Genomic DNA, 19,630 nt, shown 5'->3' on the forward strand with positions numbered 1-19,630 from the left:
AAAAAGAAGGTCACCATCTGGTGACCTTCTTTCATCAATAAAGATTAGTGCGCGATAGTCTGGGCGCCTGTCGGAGTGCGAACGTGTTTGTATTTAAACAGCGCAACGAAGGCAAATGCCAGAACCAGCGAGTAACCTGCGAAGATCAGCCACACGGTCTGCCAGTCGGTAATACCGTTCAGCGTGTAGTGTTCAACCACTTTGCCGCTCACCAGACCGCCCAGAATACAACCGAAGCCGTTGGTCATCATCAGGAACATACCCTGTGCGCTGGCACGAATTTCAGGGCGAACTTCTTTCTCCACGAACACGGAGCCAGAGATGTTGAAGAAGTCGAAGGCGCAGCCGTAAACAATCATCGACAGAACCAGCAGTACGGTACCGAACGGCGTCGGATCGCCGTAGGCAAACAGACCGAAGCGCAGCATCCACGCGACGATACTGATCAGCATCACGTTCTTAATACCGTAACGGCTTAAGAAGAACGGGATGGTCAGGATAAACAGGGTCTCAGAAATCTGTGAAATCGACATCATCACCGATGCGTGTTCAACGATAAAGCTACCAGAGAACAGCGGGTTGTTGTCGAAGCTGTGCAGGAAGGTATTACCAAACATATTGGTAATCTGCAGCTCCGCGCCCAGCATCATTGAGAAGATGAAGAAAATCGCCATGCGCTTGTTTTTAAACAGCGCAAAGGCATCCAGACCCAGCATAGACGACCAGCTCTGGTTTTTCTGCTGATTGGCGACCGGAATATGCGGCAGCGTCAGGGTGAACAGTACCAATATCAGGGACAATGTCGCACCGATATACAACTGCATATGGCTCAGTTCAAAGCCGGAGAAGCTTACTGCCCACATTGCCAGAATAAAGCCGATGGTGCCCCAGATACGGATTGGCGGGAAGTCAGTTACGATATCCATTCCGGCTGATTGCAGGCGATAGTAGGAGATGGTGTTAATTAACCCCAGCGTTGGCATATAGGCGAGAGAGTTAAGCAAGATCACAAAGAACATGGCGCCTGGCGTGGTGACTTCGGCTGCGGCGAACAGCGTCCCTGCGCCGACCAGATGGCAAAGGGCGTAAACCCACTTCGCACTGATCCATTTGTCGGCCACGATCCCTAACAGCGTCGGCATAAACACGGCGGCGATCCCCAGCGAGCTATACACCGCGCCAATGGATGCACCATCGAATTTAAGGGTGACAAACATATAGGAGCCGAGAGTAGTCAGCCAACTACCCCATAAGCAGAACTGCAGAAACGAGAGAACTTTCAGCTGCAGCTTAAGATTCATGTTAATTTCCTCACACCGTAATGCGGATGAATGTTTTAAAAGGCACATTTGCCGTGGCTATATGATGTGATTCTATCAATGAGAAGCACTCTTTTTTTGTTACCTGTGACAAATATTTGCAAACAATTTCTAATTGCAAGGCAAAAGAGTGATGTGGTTAACACTTTTGGCTCTTCTGGCCCCCGTTTTAGGGGGCAGAAGAGGGATACATTAGCGACGTCGATATGATTTTTGTGCGGAATTGACCTTGTAAAGGTATCGGCGTGATTCAGCTGATGGGTGTCGGGTGGTCAGAGTTTGATAAACGTCTCCCGGGGACATGCTGTTAATGATATTCGCGGCCTGAATTTTATCATTCGAGAACACGCGCAGCACGCTGCCAGCACCGCCGTTATACGCGGTGATCACCGCATAGCGACGCGAGGTTGGATTATCAATACCGCCCAAATAGACATTGTTGAGCATGGCCAGATAAGCCGTGCCGGTATCAATGTTGCTGGCCGGGTCAAACAGGAAACTGCGGCTAGGTGTGCCTGAGCGCCCTTGCGAGCGGAACACATCTTTACCGGCACTGTGCTGTACCACCTGCATCAGTCCCAGCGCATCGGCATGGCTGACCGCATACGGGTTAAACGAGGATTCGGTTTGCATGATGGCCAGAATCAGCGACTCGTCGACGCCATACTTACGCGATGCCTGACGCACCATGCCGATGTATTTATGCGCGCGCTTATCAAGGTGGTTTGGTACCAGATTGATCGTTACGCTATAAATGATACGCAGACCATTGCTGCGGCTTTTAAGTCGTGTTTGCAGCAGGTAGTTGGCAAAGTTGGTTGCACGTCCCTCCCAACGAATTGGCTGGCCGGTATTATCGACCACCTGTCCGTACAGGAACGGCTCTTTGGAAATCTTAATGTCGTCGACATCAGAATAGAGATCGATAGAACCCGGATCATCGCCCATCAGCAACGTCTTGATAATTGCCCGACGCAGATGCCCGGCAGGATCTGTCCCGGCAATGGTCTCGACGGTTATCGTACCGTCATCAAAGTTGATGTGGCTGCGGGTTTGGTACTGATCGGTATACTTTACGTAATCCTTCGGACCCGCAATCAGCACTTCCTTAAATCCCCACAGATTCTCAATGTTATGGGCAAATTGCCCCATCAGAATGTCAAAACCGTTGGTATCCTTGACCCAGGCTTCGTTATAGGAATCGCCTTTTTTGGTCGAGCTGGAACAGGAGATGAGCAACGGCGCAATAACGGCAAGCGCGAGAAATTTTTTCATCATTCCGGGAGTGCGTGTTGTGTTTGTTATTTGCAAGGACCAGATTAAATCGTCGGCCGGATCAGCGCAGCGCCATCCGGCAACGGTTCTTATGACTCTGGCGTATAGCCTTCAATATGCACATCCTTACCTTCAAACAGGAAGTTAATCATCTCCTGTTCCAGTAACTTACGGTGTTCGACGTTCATCATATTGAGTTTTTTCTCGTTAATCAGCATGGTCTGTTTATGCTGCCATTGCGCCCATGCTTCTTTAGAAATCTCGTTATAAATGCGTTTTCCCAGATCGCCCGGGTACAGCTGAAAATCCTGGCCTTCTGCTTCGCGTTGCAGGAAAGTGCAAAAAATCGTTCTGCTCATAAAAAATCCTCTCTATCGACCGCTACGTTAAACCTGTGTACCGGCATGTAATTGCTGTAACAAACGCTCCACGGGAGCCGCCAGTCCAACAGATGGCGGTTGCGCTAAGTTATACCAGAGCGCATTGCCTTCATCCATGCATGAACTGAATGAAGACACGGGAAGCCACATAGGCACAATATCTAAGTGGAAATGGCTAAAGGTATGGCGAAACGCATTAAGTTGGGTCAGATTATCTGCGTTAATTTGTCGTTGCGCCAGCCAGTTGCGCAGTCCATCTTCGTCGTCAAACTGCGGAAAACAGTATAAACCACCCCATAAGCCGCTGGGCGGTCGCTGCGCGAGCAGCACTTCGTCATCATGCTGCAGCAGTAAAAAATAGCCCGTACGTTCCGGTAACGTCTGTTTGGGTTTTTTACCAGGATACAGCGCCCAGCTTGCATTGGCGGCCGCTACACAGCCATTCTCTAGCGGACATAGCGAACATTTAGGCTTTGAACGTGTACAAACCATAGCGCCTAAATCCATCATCGCCTGGTTAAACCGCTCAACGCCGTGGGCAGGCGTAACCTGCTCGCTCAGCTCCCACAGTCTTTTTTCGACCTCTTTTTTCCCCGGCCAGCCGCTTACAGCATAACAGCGAGCCAGCACGCGTTTGACGTTACCGTCGAGAATCGGAAAATGCTGACCCAGAGAGAGTGAAAGGATCGCGCCTGCGGTGGAACGCCCAACACCTGGTAGGGCGGCTACCTCATCAAAGGTTTGCGGAAAAGTACCGCCATGCAGCGACACAACCTGCTGCGCGGCTTTATGTAAATTACGCGCACGGGCGTAATAGCCCAGCCCGGTCCATAAATGCAGGACTTCATCCAGCGGCGCATGGGCCAAATCCGTTACCGTCGGGAAGCGCGTCATAAAGCGCTCAAAATAGGGGATAACAGTGGCAACCTGAGTTTGTTGCAGCATCACCTCAGAGAGCCATACTTTGTAAGGCGTCTTGTCAATTTGCCAGGGCAGCGTCTTGCGCCCGTATTTGTCGTACCAGCTCAAAACCTGAGCTGAAAATTGAGAGGCTTGCATGATTACCGTTTCATTATTGCCGGGGGCAAGATTGCAGCACAGCGGCAACGGGGTGTAAACCGGAACTTTCCGCTGCTCACTTTCTTCCTTTACTTGCATCCGGCAACTAACTTTGGATAATGCCCGTTTTCAGAACTCAAACACAGCAGACTAAACTTTTATGAAGAACGACGTCATTTCACCGGAATTTGATGAAAACGGCCGCCCGCTGCGCCGGATTCGTAGTTTTGTTCGTCGCCAGGGGCGACTGACGAAAGGGCAGGAACACGCGCTGGAAAACTACTGGCCGGTGATGGGCGTTGAGTTCAGCGAAGAGCCTGTGGATTTCGCTGCACTGTTTGGTCGCGATGCGCCAGTCACGCTGGAAATCGGTTTCGGTATGGGAGCGTCTTTGGTAGCAATGGCGAAAGAGCGTCCGGAACAAAATTTCCTCGGCATTGAGGTACACTCGCCGGGCGTTGGCGCGTGTCTGGCTTCCGCCCATGAAGAGGGCGTCGAGAACCTGCGCGTCATGTGCCATGATGCCGTTGAAGTCCTGCATAAAATGATTCCTGACAATTCTTTATCTATGGTTCAGCTGTTTTTCCCTGACCCATGGCATAAAGCACGTCATAATAAACGCCGTATCGTTCAGGTACCGTTTGCTGAGCATATCTTAAGTAAGCTGAAGCTGGGCGGTGTGTTCCATATGGCAACCGACTGGGAAGCGTATGCGGAGCACATGCTGGAAGTGATGTCCTCGATTGACGGGTATAAAAACCAGTCAGAGAGTAACGATTATGTACCGCGCCCACAATCGCGCCCGGTAACCAAATTTGAACAACGTGGTCATCGTCTTGGCCACGGCGTATGGGACTTAATGTTCGAGAGGGTGAAATAATGGCAAAGAACCGTAGCCGTCGTCTGCGTAAAAAAATGCACATCGACGAATTCCAGGAAATAGGATTTTCGGTTGCATGGCGTTTCCCGGAAGGTACATCTGGAGAGCAGGTCGATAAAATCGTTGATGACTTTATCAATGAGGTTATCGAACCGAACAAACTGGCCTTTGACGGCAGCGGCTATCTGGCCTGGGAAGGTCTGATCTGTCTGCAGGAAATCGGCAAATGCACCGAAGAACATCAGGCTATCGTGCGTAAGTGGCTGGAAGAGCACAAACTTGAAGAAGTGCGTACCAGCGAACTTTTCGATATTTGGTGGGACTAAGTAGCACAGGGTCGGCAAATGCCGGCCCGATTTGTATTGAGGGAAAGATATGATGCGCAAAACGCTGCTGGCGGCAGTCCTCACGTTCACGGCGATGGCCGCACATGCCGATTACAAGTGCAGCGTCACCCCACGTGACGATGTGATTTTGAGCCCACAAACGGTGCAGGTAAAAGGCGAAAACGGCGATCTGGTCATTACCCAGACCGGTGATGTCACCTTTAACGGTAAGCAGTACAACCTCAACGCCGCACAGCGTGAGCAGGCTAAAGATTATCAGGCGGCGTTGCGTAGCAGCCTGCCGTGGATTGACGAAGGTGCCAGAACGCGCGTAGAGAAAGGTCGCGTGGCGCTGGACAAAATCATCGCCAAAGAGGTCGGTGAAAGCAGCAACATGCGTGGCCGCTTAACCAAGCTGGATGCGCAATTGAAAGCGCAGATGAACCGCATCATCGAACATCGTACTGATGGGCTGACCTTCCACTATAAGGCGATTGACCAGGTCCGCGCCGACGGGCAGCAATTAGTGAATCAGGCGATGGGCGGCATTTTGCAGGACAGCATCAACGAGATGGGCGCTAAAGCTGTGCTCAAAGGCGGCGGTAACCCGCTGCAGGGCGTGCTCGGGAGCCTCGGTGGTTTGCAAACGTCAATTCAGAACGAATGGAAGAATCAGGAACAAGACTTCCAGCAGTTTGGCAAAGATGTTTGCGCCCGCGTCGTGACGCTGGAAAACGATCGTAAAACGCTGGTTAGCACGCTGAAATAATTTTCACCTCTTTTTAACGGCACAGAAACATTTTGTGCCGTTTTATTTTGTATCTTTCTGTTTTTTTGATATCCATCTCTAAGAATGGCAATTTGATGGAGATATAAATCTGGTTAATTGGATGCCGTCACATTATTCATCTGTAAGATAGACATAATGCTGCAAATTCAAGTAACTGGAGAAATAACATGGAGTTTTTCAAGAAAACGGCACTTGCCGCACTGATTATGGGTTTCAGCGGCGCGGCGCTTGCACTGCCAAACATCACTATTTTAGCAACCGGCGGGACCATTGCCGGCGGTGGTGATTCCGCGACAAAATCTAACTACACGGCAGGCAAGGTAGGCGTAGAGAATCTGGTTGAAGCCGTACCTCAGTTGAAAGACATCGCGGTTGTTAAAGGCGAGCAGGTGGTGAACATCGGCTCTCAGGATATGAATGACGACGTCTGGTTAACGCTGGCGAAAAAGATTAACACCGAGTGTGATAAAACCGACGGTTTCGTGGTGACACATGGTACGGATACCATGGAAGAAACCGCCTATTTCCTCGACCTGACCGTCAAGTGCAACAAGCCGGTAGTGCTGGTTGGCGCAATGCGTCCGTCTACAGGGATGAGCGCCGATGGTCCGTTCAACCTGTATAACGCAGTGGTGACGGCTGCAGACAAAGCCTCTGCCAACCGTGGCGTGCTGGTGGTGATGAACGACACCGTGATGGATGGTCGCGACGTGACCAAAACCAACACTACCGATGTGGCCACCTTCAAATCCGTTAACTATGGCCCGCTGGGCTACATCCATAACGGCAAGATTGACTACCAGCGTACGCCTGCGCGTAAGCACACCACGTCTACTCCGTTCGATGTTTCTAAGCTGACCGAACTGCCGAAAGTGGGGATTGTTTACAACTACGCTAACGCCTCGGATCTGCCAGCCAAAGCGCTGGTCGACGCGGGTTATGCGGGTATCGTCAGTGCGGGTGTAGGTAACGGCAACTTGTATAAAACGGTATTCGATACGCTGGCCACTGCCGCGCATAAAGGTACCGTTGTCGTGCGTTCATCCCGTGTGCCAACGGGATCCACCACGCAGGATGCTGAAGTTGATGATGCGAAATACGGCTTTGTGGCTTCAGGTTCTCTGAACCCGCAAAAAGCGCGTGTTCTGCTGCAGCTTGCGCTGACGCAAACCAAGGATCCTAAGCAGATCCAGGAAATGTTTAATCAGTATTAATCGATGCAGGTGGCTGCGCTTATCGCCCTAACCCTGTAGGCCTGATAAGCGCAGCGCCATCAGGCAATTTGCCGGATGGCGGCTCAAGGCCTTATCCGGCCTACATCGTTACCGTATTACTCCGCCAGAAACAGCTCCAGCAGCGAATTCAAAAACAGCTTACCGTGTTGGGTAATCTGCCAGTATTCATCGCATTCACTCAGGTAACCCTGGGCGATAGCTGCATCAATCTGTCGACGAATAACGTCTTCGGCAAGCCCAGTGTATTGCGTGAATTCTGCACGCGGCGCGGCCTCCAGTAACCGGAAACGATTCATAAAGAACTCGAACGGCTTGTCGGCTTCGGCAACATCACGCTGGCTTTCCTGGTAACGTCCTTGCATGTATCCGCGTGGATGCCGCGTTTTGGTGGTGCGCAAAATGCGTCCGTCCGGGAACGTAACTTTGCCGTGCGCGCCACAGCCAATGCCAAGATAGTCGCCAAAACGCCAGTAATTGAGATTGTGCTGACACTGATAGCCCGGCTTCGCATAGGCTGAGGTTTCGTACTGCTGATACCCCGCTGCAGTCAACAACTGGTGGCCTTGCTCAAAAATATCCCACAGTGCGTCATCGTCCGGTAGAACCGGCGGACGTGAACCAAATAGCGTGTTGGGTTCGATGGTCAACTGATACCAGGAAAGATGCGGCGGGTTGAGCGCGATGGCCTGCTGCAAATCGCTCAACGCTTCTTCCAGCGACTGATCCGGCAGGCCGTGCATCAGATCGAGATTAAAGCTACGTAGCCCCAGACCGCTCGCCAGGTGTGCTGCACGTTTGGCTTCTTCCGGCCCGTGAATACGTCCCAGACGCTTAAGTTTGGCGGCGCTAAAGCTCTGTACGCCAATGGAGATTCGGTTTACGCCTGCGCGTTGATAATCAACGAAGCGATCGGCTTCCACCGTACCAGGATTCGCCTCCATCGTGATTTCTGCATCCGCGGCCAGGTTCAGACGTGCGCGCACGCCGTCGAGCAGCGTTTGCATTGCCGGGCCAGAAAGCAGGCTCGGCGTACCACCACCGATAAAAATGGTCTTTACTTCACGTCCCTGGGCGTGGGCCACCTCAGTATCCAGATCGCTCAGCAGATGCTGCACATAGTCGTCATGAGGGACGTCGCCCTTCAGCGCATGCGAGTTGAAGTCGCAGTACGGGCATTTTTGCACGCACCACGGGATGTGAATATAAAGACTTAGCGGCGGAAGCTTAACCATTACGCAGGGCATCCAGCAGCAGCTTCAGCGCCTGTCCGCGGTGAGAAATCGCACTTTTCTCTTCACGGGTCAGTTCAGCCGCCGTTTTCCCTTCAGTCGGCACAAAGAATATCGGGTCGTAGCCAAAGCCACCGTTTCCGGCAGGTTCACGGGTAATAATACCCGGCCAGCTTCCGTGGCACACTACCGGTGTTGGATCGTCTGCGTGGCGCATATACACCAGCACGCAGTGGAACTGTGCCTGGCGCTTGTCATCAGGAACATCCTGCAGGGTATGAAGCAGTTTTTCCAGGTTCTGCCTATCGGTCGCATCTTCGCCGGAATAGCGGGCCGAATAGATGCCTGGCGCGCCGCCAAGGGCGTTCACCGCCAGACCGGAGTCATCAGCAATGGCCGGCAGTCCGGTAATTTGCGCTGCATGACGCGCCTTCAGAATGGCATTCTCAATAAACGTCAGCCCGGTCTCTTCTGCAGAATCAACACCCAGATCCGTTTGGGCAACGACATCAAGACCGAAATCACTCAGAAGAGAGGCGAGTTCACGCACTTTACCGGCATTGCCGGTCGCGAGGACAACTTTTTGCATGGGATACCTAATCAGTTAGCGCCGCAATTTCGGGCGGGATCTGTTGCGGATGAATGATTTTAACCTGTTTGTGACGGCCAAGCTCGCCCTTCTCAATGATGACCTGGCTCTTTGCCACACGGAACTGTTTGCCGAGAAACTTCACCAGATGGCTATTCGCTTGCCCATCCACCGGCGGGGCGGTAATGGCGACTTTAACTTCGTCGCCATGTAAACCCACAATACTGTCACGGCTGGCTTTAGGCTGAATGTAGAGCCGTAAAACCAGACCGTCGTCGCAGGGTGTAACGGCACTCATAGCGCCATCCACAGCCCCGGCAGCAGCATATTGCCTGTCGCCTGTAACACTTCCGCGATACCCATGTTAATCACATAGAGCAGCAGAACCAGAATCATCGGCGAGAAATCGATGCCGCCCATGCCCGGGAGTATACGACGGATAGGACGCAGCAGCGGGTCTGCCAGTTGGATCAGTACATATTCCACAGGGCTACGGCCCTGGCTGACCCAGCTCATAATTGCCATCACCAGCAGTACCCAGAAAATCAGCAGCCCGATGGTCTTGAGGACAATCAGTACGGCGGCGATCCAGATAATCGGCTGGAACGTGACCACCTTAAACAGCACGATTGCCTTGATAAAGCTGAGAACGAGCGCAACTAATGCCGAGGCGCTGTCAATCGGCCCCATCGGGGGAATCACACGGCGTAACGGCCCAATAACAGGCTGAGTGATTTTCACTATAAACTGCGAGAACGGGTTGTAAAAATCGCAGCGAGACCATTGCATCCACACGCGTAGCAGCAGCGCCATGGTATACAGCTCAATTACCGTTGAGAGCAGGAAGGTCAACGTATTCATGGTGTTCCTTAGTTTTCCTTATTTTTTAGTGTAATCACGAGCACCAAAAATGGCGGTGCCAATGCGCACCATCGTGCTACCCGCCGCAATTGCGGCATCCATATCATCAGACATCCCCAGTGAGAGGGTGTCGATGCCTGGGTAGCGTGTTTTCAACCCGGTAAATGCTACAGCCATTTGCTGTGCAACTTCAAACTGCCTTACATAATCTGACTCAGGCGCCGGAATTGCCATCAGACCACGCAGGTTAATACGCGGCAATGCGGCGACTTCAGCGGCCAGTGCATCAAGCTCTGAAAGCAGAATTCCTGACTTACTGTTCTCATCGCTGATATTAATTTGGATCAGCACATTCAGCGGCGGCAGTTCTGCCGGGCGCTGCTCGCTCAGACGGGTGGCGATGCGCAGACGATCAATGGTATGACACCAGTCAAAATGTTCAGCGACCAGACGGCTTTTGTTGGACTGCAGCGGGCCGATAAAGTGCCACTGCAGATCGTTGACGCCTTGTTCCTGGAAATAGCGGATTTTATCCACCCCTTCCTGCACATAGTTTTCACCGAAGGCACGCTGCCCTGCGGTAATGGCTTCTTCGATGGCGCTCGCAGGTTTGGTTTTACTGACTGCAAGCAATGTAACTTCTTCTGAAGACCGCCCGCAACGCGTCGCAGCGGCTGAGATTTTGTCCCGGACATGTGCCAGGTTATGCGCGATATCGTTCATTTTCCGAGGATGTTCATATGAATATGGAAGAAATAGTGGCCCTTAGTGTAAAGCATAACGTGTCGGATCTACACCTGTGCAATGCATGGCCTGCGCGGTGGCGCATACGCGGAAAAGTCGAAATCGCACCGTTTACTGCGCCTGACGTAGAGACGTTGCTGATGTGCTGGCTCAGCGATCAACAACAGGTACAGTGGCAGAAACAGGGGCAGCTGGATTTTGCCATTACGCTGACGAACTCACGGCGTCTGCGCGCGAGCGCATTTGTTCATCAGCAGGGAATCTCTCTGGCGCTAAGGCTGTTGCCGCTTGATTGCCCATGTTTAGATGATCTCCAGACTCCCGCCGCCTTACCTGAGCTACTGCACAGTGAAAATGGATTAATTCTGGTGACCGGTGCTACCGGCAGCGGTAAATCAACGACCCTGGCGGCGATGGTGGCATATCTTAACCAGCACGTTGCGGGACATATTTTGACGCTGGAAGATCCCATTGAATATCGCTACACCAGCCAGCGTTGTCTTATTCAACAACGGGAGGTGGGCGTACACTGCGCTTCTTTCGCCGCCGGTTTGCGCGGCGCGCTGCGCGAAGATCCTGACGTCATTCTGCTGGGCGAGCTGCGCGACGTGGAAACCATTCGTCTGGCGTTAACGGCTGCGGAAACCGGGCATCTGGTGCTGGCAACATTACACACGCGAGGGGCGGCGCAGGCCATTGCGCGGCTGGTGGATACCTTTCCTGCACAGGAGAAAGATCCGGTGCGTAATCAGCTGGCAGACAGCCTGCGGGCAGTGCTTGCGCAAAAGCTGGAACAAGATAAGCAGGGAGGGCGCGTGGCGCTATTCGAACTGCTCGTCAACACGCCCGCTGTCGGTAACCTGATCCGTGAAGGGAAAACGCATCAGCTACCCGGCATAATGCAAACCGGGCAACAGACAGGCATGCAGACGTTTACGCAGAGCCAGCAGCAGCGCCAGGCGCAGGGACGGCTTTAGTAGCCCTGCTCGAAATAGCTTTCGAGTATAATAACGGCAGAAGCGGAGTCCACTTTACCTTTATTCAGTGCCCGGTACCCGCCTTGCTCAAACAGACCGGAACGGGCTTCGACGGTGCTCAAACGCTCATCATGCAACGTCACGGTAACGCCAAAACGACCATGAATACGGTTAGCAAACTTGCGTGCGCGTGCGGTAAGGGGTTGTTCGGTGCCATCCATATTGAGCGGTAAGCCGACAATGATTTCGTCCGGCTGCCATTCTTTCAGCAGACGTTCAATCAGATTCCAGTCCGGCGTACCGTCCTGTGCTTTGATCGCGGGCAAGGGTCTCGCGGTACCGGTAATGCGCTGACCAATTGCGACGCCAATGCTTTTTGTACCAAAGTCGAAAGAGAGTAATGTTCCGCTCATCAGGCATGTCCCGCCACGCCAGGCATGGTAAGAATATCTATCCCGATAAGTTTTGCCGCATCACGCCAGCGGTCGGCAATCGGCGTTTTAAACAAGATGTTGAGATCGGCGGGGGCCGTAAGCCAGGCGTTATCCAGCAGTTCTTGTTCCAGCTGGCCTTTTTCCCATGATGAATAGCCTAACGCAACCAGCACCTCAGAGGGTTGCTCCTGCGTACCTAAGGTTTCTAATACATCGCGGGAGGTGGTGATGATGGTGTTATCTGAAATGCGGATACTGGATGCAAAGCGTGACGGCGGGGTATGCAGAATAAATCCACGGTCTTCCGCCAGCGGTCCGCCGAGCATCACCGGTTTATCCAGACGAATAGCCGGATCGCGCGCTTCAGGGGTAATTTTCAGCTTTTCCAGAATCCCTTCAATTTGTAAGTTTTCCAGAGGCTTATTGATGATAATCCCCATTGCTCCGTTCTCATTGTGTTCACAGATATACACCACGGAACGGCGGAAAATCGGATCCTGGAGAGCAGGCATGGCAATAAGAAAGTGATGCTGTAAATTCATTGTCAGAGGTTCTGTTTCCTGGTTCAAAAAAGCAACAGCGCCCAGTATGCGTACAAATACGAGCGCTGTCACTATGAGTATTGGTAGGATCCCTTCTACCGGCGAGTTCTTTTATTTTTGCAAACGTGCCTCAATGGCATCCATCAACATACCGGTAATCGAAACCGGGAATTCTGCTTCAATCTCACGAATACAGGTTGGACTGGTGACGTTAATTTCCGTCAGGCGATCGCCAATGATATCCAGACCGACAAAAATTAATCCCTTCGCTTTCAGCGTTGGCCCAATGCGGCGGGCAATTTCCCAGTCGCTGTCGGTTAATGGACGCGGCTCGCCACGGCCACCGGCGGCCAGGTTGCCACGGGTTTCACCACCCTGCGGAATACGCGCCAGGCAGTACGGAACGGGTTCGCCATCCACAACCAGTACGCGTTTGTCGCCGTCTTTAATCGCTGGCAAATAGTTCTGCGCCATGCAGTAGCGGGTACCATGTTCGGTCAGCGTTTCGGCAATGACTCCGAGGTTCGGGTCACCTTCTTTCACGCGGAAAATAGACGCGCCGCCCATGCCGTCCAGCGGCTTGAGAATGATGTCGCTATGTTTTTGCCAGAAGGCTTTCAGCTGCGCTTTGTTACGTGTGACTAGCGTTTCTGGCGTCAGGTCGGCAAACCATGCGGTGAACAGTTTTTCGTTGCAATCGCGCAGGCTCTGCGGTTTGTTGACGATTAACGTCCCTTTTTCTTCTGCGCGTTCCAGAATATAGGTCGCGTAAATGAACTCGGTATCAAATGGCGGATCCTTACGCATCAGAATCACGTCCAGATCGGCCAGCGGGAGATCCTGCTCACCCTTGAACTCATACCATTTGTCGTAGTTCTGCTCTACGCTCAGGGTCCGCGTACGGGCGCGGGCTTCACCGTTGATCAGATAAAGATCGGCCATCTCCATATAGTGAATTTCGTAACCACGACGTTGTGCTTCCAGCAGCATTGCGAAGCTGGAATCCTTCTTGATGTTGATGCTTGCGATGGGATCCATCACGATGCCGAGCTTGATCATTGTTCTTCTCCGTTAGCCCAGATCGCCAAAACGCACCTGTAGCGCGGTAATGGCGGTGAGCGCAGTTGTCTCAGTACGCAGAACGCGAGGTCCTAACAGAATATCAGTAAACTGATAACGTGCGGTCATGGCAATTTCATCTGCCGACAGTCCACCCTCCGGGCCAATCAGCAAGCGGATGCGCTCTACCGGCAGCGGCAGCGTATTGATGCTGGCGCTGGCGCGAGGATGCAGGTTCAGTTTCAACCCTTCGTCCTGTTCCGCGCACCATGCTTCCAGATCCATTGCCGGGCGAATTTCAGGCACCCGGTTACGACCGCACTGTTCGCAGGCGGCAATGGCGATTTTCTGCCACTGCTGGAGCTTTTTGTTCAGGCGTTCACTATCCAGTTTAACGCCGCAGCGCTCAGAAAAAAGTGGCGTAATGAGGCTTACACCCAGTTCGATCGATTTCTGGATAGTAAATTCCATTTTTTCGCCGCGCGACATCACCTGGCCCAGGTGGATGTGCAACGGCGATTCACGATCGTCGAGTTCGGCGTTAAGCACCTTCACGTCCACGCTTTTCTTGCTTGCGTGAGTGATTTCGGCGTCAAACACCTGGTTGCTACCGTCAAACAGCTGTAGCGCCTGGCCAGGTCCCATACGCAGCACACGGCCGATATGGTTGGCGGCATCTTCACACAGTGAAATTTGGCTGCCGGAAACGAGTGGCTCAGGGTGATAAATGCGAGGAATGCGCATAGTTAAACATCCGCGTCATGGCCCTGGACTGCGAAAGGCCAGGGCATGGTTAAAAATATTGCCGCTAGTGTAGGTTAGCTCTTTTGCGCCTGGCAAGCGCGTTGCACATAGGGGTTATGGTTCCCCTGTACCTTCGCAATGCGTTCGTCACGCTCACACTCCCAGTCGGTGACCGGATATTGCTTGTTCCAGGCATTAAAAAGCTGGGTTTGTTGGCGGGAGAGCGTCAGGTCGTACTGGTCACGCATGTAAAAATAGGTGCGTGCGATAGCGCCGCGGGCGCGGGCTGGCGGCTCGGCAACTTTCTCTTTGAAATCAACCTTCATGGCGCACTGTCCATACTGTCCTTCACCACCGTTCCACTGGCTGTACATAAAGTTTGCGCGATCGCCATTCACTTCACCCACTGCAGGCTGCAGGTTATGCATATCGCTTTCCATCTGGCGATAGACCGGATCTTTGGCGCAGTTTTTACGCCCTCCGTCCTGCCAGCACTGGCGCTGATGGCCAAACTGCCAGGCGGGAACAACGTGCTCCCATTCGATACGACTGGCGCGGTTTTCGTTTTTTCGCACTTTATAGCCGCAGGATTCAAGGTCAACGACCCCTTTTTTACCTTGCCAGTTAATTTTGCAACCACAGTAGAAATCGCCCGGCGCATCGGCGTTAACTTTGACGCCTGCTGCTTTCGCCTGAGAAAAACTGTTGATACCTTCGGCTAACACCGGGCCAGAAAACGCAGCGGCTAACATGGCCGCGGCAAAAGAAAGATTACGGTACATCACGAACTCCGTGTCAAAACGAGCCCGCAACGTAGCGAAAGTTGTTCTTGTATGCAATCAGCTAGATCAGAAAGGTTCCTGATAATTCTGAATATTATTCTGCAACCAGTGGTTCGCCGCAATGGACGCAGCGGTAGGTGGCTTCACCGCGAACAACACGGTTATGGCGGCGAACGGTCAAGTGATGTTCCTGGCACTTACAGCGGTAAGCAAAGGTTTTACGCTGCACGGATTGCAGTTCAAACTGATGCGTGCGTCGGGCCGGGACGCCCAGCACACTCTCCATCATCCATTTCCACTCTTTTCCGTGCGGCGGGACGCGGCCAAAGTGCTTCCACACCAGCAAATGTGCTAGTTCATGGGGGACCACTTCGTTAACGAACGCATCGACGTTTTCCATCAGCAACACCGGGTTTAGGCGGATTTCGTAAGTTTGTAGCCACGCCGTACCTGCGGCGGTTCCGCGCTGTTGGTAAACAAGCTTTGGCTCCGGGTAATAACATTCCAGCTTGAGATTGGCCTGGGCGAGTTTTTCCCGCAGGCTGCGCATAACGGCTTGCTGGATGGCGATGGGAAGTCGGGAGGTTTTCATAACGCCAGAGGATAGTGCGACAGGGAAGGGACTGCAAGAGGAAGGCTTCCTCCCGCCCGGGGAGGAAGCTTTGAGTGATTAGTCGTGTGCGCCAATTTCGCGCAGTTTACGACCTTTCATCAGGTTACGTTCAATGTGTTCCAGAGAGACGTTTTTCGTTTCCGGGATTAGCCACAGAGTCAGGAAGATGAACAGTACGTTCAGACCGCCGTAGACCCAGAAGGTGTTAGCGCTGCCCAGCGAGTTCAGCATCGTCAGGAAGGTTGCGCCAACGATCATGTTAGCAATCCAGTTGGTTGCGGTAGAGCAGGTGATGCCGAAATCGCGGCCTTTCAGCGGCTGAATTTCAGAACACAGCACCCAAATCAGCGGACCGGCGCTCATCGCGAAGCCAACGATAAACATCAGCAGCATCAGCACGGCAAAGTACTGGGCGGCAGCGGAGTGGATACCCACATGCATCATAGTGCCCAGCACGCCCATACCCACCGCCATGACGATAAAGCCAAGAATCAGCGTAGGTTTACGGCCCCAGCGGTCAACCAGGCCAATGGCGATAAAGGTTGCCAGTACGTTGGTCAGGCCAACGATAACCGTTCCCCACATCTGCTCGGTGGTGTTGGTATAACCTGCCAGTTCAAAGATTTTTGGCGCGTAATACATAATGACGTTCATCCCGGTGAACTGCTGCATCACCTGTAACAGCACGCCAAGGAACACTGCGCGACGGAAGTTGCTGTTTTCTTTAAACAGCGCCCAGCCACTTTGTTTAACCTGCAGACTCTCACGAATTTCATCCAGCTCGCGTTTGGCCTCGGCGCTGGTATCACGCAGACGCAACAGAACGCGCTCGGCATCGACAAAACGACGTTTAGCTGCAAACCAACGTGGGCTGTCCGGCAGGAAGATAACGCCAACCAGCAGTAACAGAGCAGGGATAATGATTACGCCCAGCATCCAGCGCCATGCGCCGCTATAACTGAATGCGGTATCGGAGAGGTAAGCGCCGAGGATCCCGATGGTGATCATCAACTGATACATCGAGATCATACTGCCACGGATTTTTTCCGGTGCGATTTCGGACAGGTACAGCGGCGCAGTATAAGACGCAACACCAACGGCCAGGCCCAGCAGCACGCGGGAAACCAGCAGCACTTCAACGTTTGGCGCGGCGGCGGAGAACAGTGAACCGGCAACAAACAGGATTGCGCCAATCATCAGGCTCTTTTTACGCCCCAGTTTGAAGGAGAGCCAGCCGCTGCCAACAGCGCCTACAGCCGCACCAAACATCATTGAGCTCACCACCCATTCCTGAGTGTGCGGGGTAATTTGAAACTCGTCGGTGATGAACGGTAAAGCACCGGCAATAACACCGATATCCAGGCCAAAAAGTAATCCAGCCAGGGCTGCAAGAAAGCAGACAAAAAATGTCATGGCTTTGTTGGAACGCCCCGTTTTTTTATTGTCAGGCATGATGCCCTCCGGTTGGGTAGCTAGTTTTGTTGATGTTAAGGGTAGGTGAGTGCGGGGTAAAAAAATGCGAATTACATCACATTAGTGTAATCGCTTACACTGGTATCCATGGTGTTTATTATTTATTCGATTGAAAAATAACGTTTTTTATAAGAATGCGATAAAGCTGGTTGCCTGAAATTAAGACAATACTGAAAGATAATGTAACAATGATGCACAAGAGATGGCCAGGAGATGTTAATTCAAAGTGGGCTTAAATACTGCTTAATGTAATCGCTTTCATTTTCGTTCGAAAAGAGGATTGCCAGGCCGTTATGGGAATGGGGAAGAGAAGATGGGCATAAAAAAAGACCAGCCGGGGCTGGTCTTAGGAAGTATACGCGTTCAGTCGTGGGTGAATTACTTCAGCCCGGCAGCGTCACGCAGCAGTTGCGCTTTGTCGGTTTTTTCCCAAGGGAAATGTTCGCGACCAAAGTGACCATAGGCTGCGGTTTCTTTGTAGATTGGGTGCAACAGATCCAGCATCTGAATCAGACCATACGGGCGCAGGTCAAAGAACTCACGCACCAGCAGGGTCAGCTGTTCTGAAGGCACTTTTTCGGTACCGAACGTTTCAACCATGATAGAGGTCGGTTCAGCCACGCCGATGGCGTAGGAAACCTGAATCTCACAACGGTCAGCCAGACCAGCGGCAACGATGTTTTTCGCGACGTAGCGCGCCGCATAGGCTGCGGAACGGTCAACTTTAGACGGATCCTTACCAGAGAATGCGCCGCCACCGTGACGAGCCATGCCACCGTAGGTATCAACGATAATCTTACGACCCGTCAGACCGCAATCGCCCATTGGGCCGCCGATAACGAAACGACCGGTTGGGTTGATGAAGAATTTGGTCGAAGCATTCAGCCATTCAGTCGGCAGCACCGGTTTGATGATCTCTTCCATAACGGCTTCTTGCAGCGATTTCTGGTCGATATCTTCAGAGTGCTGAGTTGACAGAACAACCGCATCAATACCGACGATTTTGCCGTCGTCATACTGGAAGGTGACCTGGCTTTTTGCATCCGGACGCAGCCAGGATAAGGTGCCGTTTTTACGCACTTCAGCCTGACGCTGCACCAGACGGTGAGCATAGGTAATTGGCGCTGGCATCAGCACGTCGGTTTCGTTGGTGGCATAGCCAAACATCAGGCCCTGGTCGCCCGCGCCCTGTTCCAGCGGATCGGCACGGTCAACGCCCTGGTTGATGTCCGGAGACTGTTTACCAATTGCGCTCAGTACCGCACAAGAGTTGGCGTCAAAACCCATGTCGGAATGCACATAGCCAATTTCGCGCACCGTGTTACGGGTGATCTCTTCGATATCGACCCATGCGCTGGTGGTGATCTCACCGCCAACTAAAACCATACCGGTTTTGACGTAGGTTTCGCAGGCAACGCGTGCTTTCGGATCCTGTTCCAGGATTGCATCCAGCACGGCATCAGAGATTTGGTCAGCGATTTTGTCAGGATGCCCTTCTGATACGGACTCGGACGTAAAAAGGTGTTTTGCCATATTTAATTTCACCTAAGGAGAATTTGGTTAGCTCAAACTGTCGAGTGGGATAGCCATGTGTAGAAGATTCTACCATGAGTCTGCAGATGACGGACACTGGCAGTCTGAGTGTTAATCGGTATAGATGGATTAACATCTGGACGGCTATTTTAGGACAGTTCTTCGCCTGATTTCCAGCTTTTTTTGAGTAAGGTCTCATTGTACTGAAAATGTAACTGGAAATTTTTCCTGACGGTGCTGGCAATGTGCGTATTTATCTTTTGCTTTTTGACTTTCTTATCGGTATAAAACGCGGCGCGCGGCTCATACAAAAAGCACACGACATTTTCATCGTGTTGCCACTTCCAGCCGGGTTAAAACTTTAGCTTTGGCTTGTGGGTTCGTTCCGTAAGGAGCAACCGTGGAGGTGATACGAGATAATGAACCGTTGTATTCTGCTGAATCTGTCGCACCGTTCTGGTGTACATATGTCCCTCGCAATCTGCATCTTGCATACCTGCCGATGTTATACCCATCTCGGCGCTTCTCAGGACTCAAGAGCCGGTAACGGTCACTAAGAACTGAACAAGGGCGCTCTTGGTAAACAAGAGTTTTCTCGTGGTTTCGCCGAACCGTCAGCAGTACGTTCGGTTACGTGTTTACAATGATATGAAAAAGAAACCGGTCGCACAGTCGGAGCATCAGCACTATCTGCTGGAAATTCTGCCTGTATTTGGGTTGTTATCGCGTCTTTGGATTGCGATAGTAGTCAACTGTTTTACACTTGTTAATAAAATTTGAGGTTCG

General features: G+C 52.2%; 24 protein-coding genes. 7 read left to right on the forward strand and 17 right to left on the reverse strand.

Features of this window, described 5'->3' with window-relative positions; translation table 11 throughout:
- Window positions 1-44: 44 nt before the first annotated feature.
- The 4 genes from FDX04_RS13950 to mutY all read right to left on the reverse strand — a co-directional run bounded on the left by FDX04_RS13950 (window position 45) and on the right by mutY (window position 4,033).
- Window positions 45-1,301: a nucleoside permease gene (locus tag FDX04_RS13950; RefSeq protein WP_137360733.1), complete on the reverse strand. Its 1,257-nt coding sequence runs from the start codon at window positions 1,299-1,301 to the stop codon at window positions 45-47.
- Window positions 1,302-1,511: 210 nt separating this feature from the next.
- Window positions 1,512-2,597 carry a membrane-bound lytic murein transglycosylase MltC gene (mltC, locus tag FDX04_RS13955; protein WP_094301040.1) on the reverse strand — a complete coding sequence of 362 codons (1,086 nt, stop codon included), beginning with the start codon at window positions 2,595-2,597 and terminating at the stop codon, window positions 1,512-1,514.
- 86 nt (window positions 2,598-2,683) lie between these two features.
- On the reverse strand, window positions 2,684-2,953 hold the full coding sequence (locus tag FDX04_RS13960) for an oxidative damage protection protein (protein ID WP_003027126.1): 270 nt from the start codon (window positions 2,951-2,953) through the stop codon (window positions 2,684-2,686).
- Window positions 2,954-2,980: 27 nt separating this feature from the next.
- Window positions 2,981-4,033: an A/G-specific adenine glycosylase gene (gene mutY, locus FDX04_RS13965; RefSeq protein ID WP_137360732.1), complete on the reverse strand. Its 1,053-nt coding sequence runs from the start codon at window positions 4,031-4,033 to the stop codon at window positions 2,981-2,983.
- Window positions 4,034-4,193: 160 nt separating this feature from the next.
- Here mutY and trmB point away from each other — a divergent pair, with 160 nt between their 5' ends.
- The 4 genes from trmB (at window position 4,194) to ansB (ending at window position 7,243) form a co-directional block, all read left to right on the forward strand.
- Window positions 4,194-4,913 (forward strand): tRNA (guanosine(46)-N7)-methyltransferase TrmB, encoded by a 720-nt coding sequence (trmB, locus tag FDX04_RS13970; RefSeq protein ID WP_061382440.1) that lies wholly within the window; start codon window positions 4,194-4,196, stop codon window positions 4,911-4,913.
- Entirely contained in the window at window positions 4,913-5,239 is a 327-nt protein-coding gene (locus FDX04_RS13975) for a YggL family protein (RefSeq protein ID WP_006686835.1), read from the forward strand. Before trmB ends, FDX04_RS13975 begins: the two co-directional genes overlap by 1 nt.
- A gap of 49 nt (window positions 5,240-5,288) precedes the next feature.
- Window positions 5,289-6,008, forward strand: a complete 720-nt coding sequence (locus FDX04_RS13980; RefSeq protein WP_137371088.1) for a DUF2884 domain-containing protein — start codon at window positions 5,289-5,291, stop codon at window positions 6,006-6,008.
- 188 nt (window positions 6,009-6,196) lie between these two features.
- Entirely contained in the window at window positions 6,197-7,243 is a 1,047-nt protein-coding gene (gene ansB, locus FDX04_RS13985) for an L-asparaginase 2 (RefSeq protein WP_137371089.1), read from the forward strand.
- 116 nt (window positions 7,244-7,359) lie between these two features.
- Here ansB and hemW read toward each other — a convergent pair whose 3' ends face one another.
- The 5 genes from hemW to FDX04_RS14010 are packed head-to-tail and all read right to left on the reverse strand — an operon-like array spanning window position 7,360 to window position 10,666.
- The gene (gene hemW / locus FDX04_RS13990; protein ID WP_137360729.1) at window positions 7,360-8,496 is read right to left on the reverse strand and encodes a radical SAM family heme chaperone HemW; all 1,137 of its coding nucleotides are present in this window, start codon (window positions 8,494-8,496) and stop codon (window positions 7,360-7,362) included.
- Window positions 8,489-9,082 carry an XTP/dITP diphosphatase gene (locus FDX04_RS13995; RefSeq protein WP_038633614.1) on the reverse strand — a complete coding sequence of 198 codons (594 nt, stop codon included), beginning with the start codon at window positions 9,080-9,082 and terminating at the stop codon, window positions 8,489-8,491. The genes hemW and FDX04_RS13995 overlap by 8 nt, the downstream gene beginning before the upstream one ends.
- Window positions 9,083-9,089: 7 nt before the next feature.
- Window positions 9,090-9,380 carry a DUF167 family protein YggU gene (gene yggU / locus FDX04_RS14000; RefSeq protein ID WP_042310947.1) on the reverse strand — a complete coding sequence of 97 codons (291 nt, stop codon included), beginning with the start codon at window positions 9,378-9,380 and terminating at the stop codon, window positions 9,090-9,092.
- Window positions 9,377-9,943, reverse strand: coding sequence for a YggT family protein (locus tag FDX04_RS14005; RefSeq protein ID WP_038633609.1), 567 nt, complete (start codon window positions 9,941-9,943; stop codon window positions 9,377-9,379). The genes yggU and FDX04_RS14005 overlap by 4 nt, the downstream gene beginning before the upstream one ends.
- Before the next feature lie 18 nt (window positions 9,944-9,961).
- Window positions 9,962-10,666 (reverse strand): YggS family pyridoxal phosphate-dependent enzyme, encoded by a 705-nt coding sequence (locus FDX04_RS14010; protein WP_061382437.1) that lies wholly within the window; start codon window positions 10,664-10,666, stop codon window positions 9,962-9,964.
- A gap of 17 nt (window positions 10,667-10,683) precedes the next feature.
- Between FDX04_RS14010 and FDX04_RS14015 the strand changes: the two genes are divergently transcribed.
- On the forward strand, window positions 10,684-11,664 hold the full coding sequence (locus FDX04_RS14015) for a type IV pilus twitching motility protein PilT (protein WP_137371090.1): 981 nt from the start codon (window positions 10,684-10,686) through the stop codon (window positions 11,662-11,664).
- Here the strand turns inward: FDX04_RS14015 and ruvX are convergent.
- From ruvX to metK, 8 genes are all read right to left on the reverse strand, one after another.
- Window positions 11,661-12,077, reverse strand: a complete 417-nt coding sequence (ruvX, locus tag FDX04_RS14020) for a Holliday junction resolvase RuvX (RefSeq protein WP_038633601.1) — start codon at window positions 12,075-12,077, stop codon at window positions 11,661-11,663. The genes FDX04_RS14015 and ruvX overlap by 4 nt on opposite strands.
- A complete protein-coding gene (locus FDX04_RS14025) occupies window positions 12,077-12,640 on the reverse strand; it encodes a YqgE/AlgH family protein (protein WP_032940453.1) in 564 nt (187 codons plus the stop codon). Before FDX04_RS14025 ends, ruvX begins: the two co-directional genes overlap by 1 nt.
- A 111-nt stretch (window positions 12,641-12,751) precedes the next feature.
- Window positions 12,752-13,699, reverse strand: coding sequence for a glutathione synthase (gshB, locus tag FDX04_RS14030; RefSeq protein WP_038633598.1), 948 nt, complete (start codon window positions 13,697-13,699; stop codon window positions 12,752-12,754).
- A 12-nt stretch (window positions 13,700-13,711) separates the two neighbouring features.
- Window positions 13,712-14,443, reverse strand: a complete 732-nt coding sequence (rsmE, locus tag FDX04_RS14035; RefSeq protein WP_042310938.1) for a 16S rRNA (uracil(1498)-N(3))-methyltransferase — start codon at window positions 14,441-14,443, stop codon at window positions 13,712-13,714.
- Window positions 14,444-14,517: 74 nt separating this feature from the next.
- Window positions 14,518-15,225: a deoxyribonuclease I gene (gene endA, locus FDX04_RS14040; protein ID WP_042310937.1), complete on the reverse strand. Its 708-nt coding sequence runs from the start codon at window positions 15,223-15,225 to the stop codon at window positions 14,518-14,520.
- 94 nt (window positions 15,226-15,319) lie between these two features.
- Complete coding sequence (locus tag FDX04_RS14045) at window positions 15,320-15,817, reverse strand: SprT family zinc-dependent metalloprotease (RefSeq protein WP_137371091.1); 498 nt, start codon at window positions 15,815-15,817, stop codon at window positions 15,320-15,322.
- Window positions 15,818-15,895: 78 nt separating this feature from the next.
- Window positions 15,896-17,290 carry a galactose/proton symporter gene (gene galP, locus FDX04_RS14050; protein WP_003027074.1) on the reverse strand — a complete coding sequence of 465 codons (1,395 nt, stop codon included), beginning with the start codon at window positions 17,288-17,290 and terminating at the stop codon, window positions 15,896-15,898.
- 399 nt (window positions 17,291-17,689) lie between these two features.
- The gene (gene metK, locus FDX04_RS14055) at window positions 17,690-18,844 is read right to left on the reverse strand and encodes a methionine adenosyltransferase (protein WP_006686850.1); all 1,155 of its coding nucleotides are present in this window, start codon (window positions 18,842-18,844) and stop codon (window positions 17,690-17,692) included.
- A gap of 419 nt (window positions 18,845-19,263) precedes the next feature.
- On the opposite strand from metK, the gene FDX04_RS24615 reads away from it, so the two are divergent.
- Window positions 19,264-19,401: a hypothetical protein gene (locus FDX04_RS24615; RefSeq protein ID WP_286364578.1), complete on the forward strand. Its 138-nt coding sequence runs from the start codon at window positions 19,264-19,266 to the stop codon at window positions 19,399-19,401.
- A 91-nt stretch (window positions 19,402-19,492) separates the two neighbouring features.
- Window positions 19,493-19,624: an acid stress response protein YqgB gene (gene yqgB / locus FDX04_RS14060; RefSeq protein WP_137360737.1), complete on the forward strand. Its 132-nt coding sequence runs from the start codon at window positions 19,493-19,495 to the stop codon at window positions 19,622-19,624.
- Window positions 19,625-19,630 lie beyond the last annotated feature (6 nt).

Origin of the sequence: Citrobacter sp. wls615, from assembly GCF_005281355.1 — a bacterium.
Classification (GTDB): Bacteria; Pseudomonadota; Gammaproteobacteria; order Enterobacterales; family Enterobacteriaceae; genus Citrobacter; species Citrobacter werkmanii.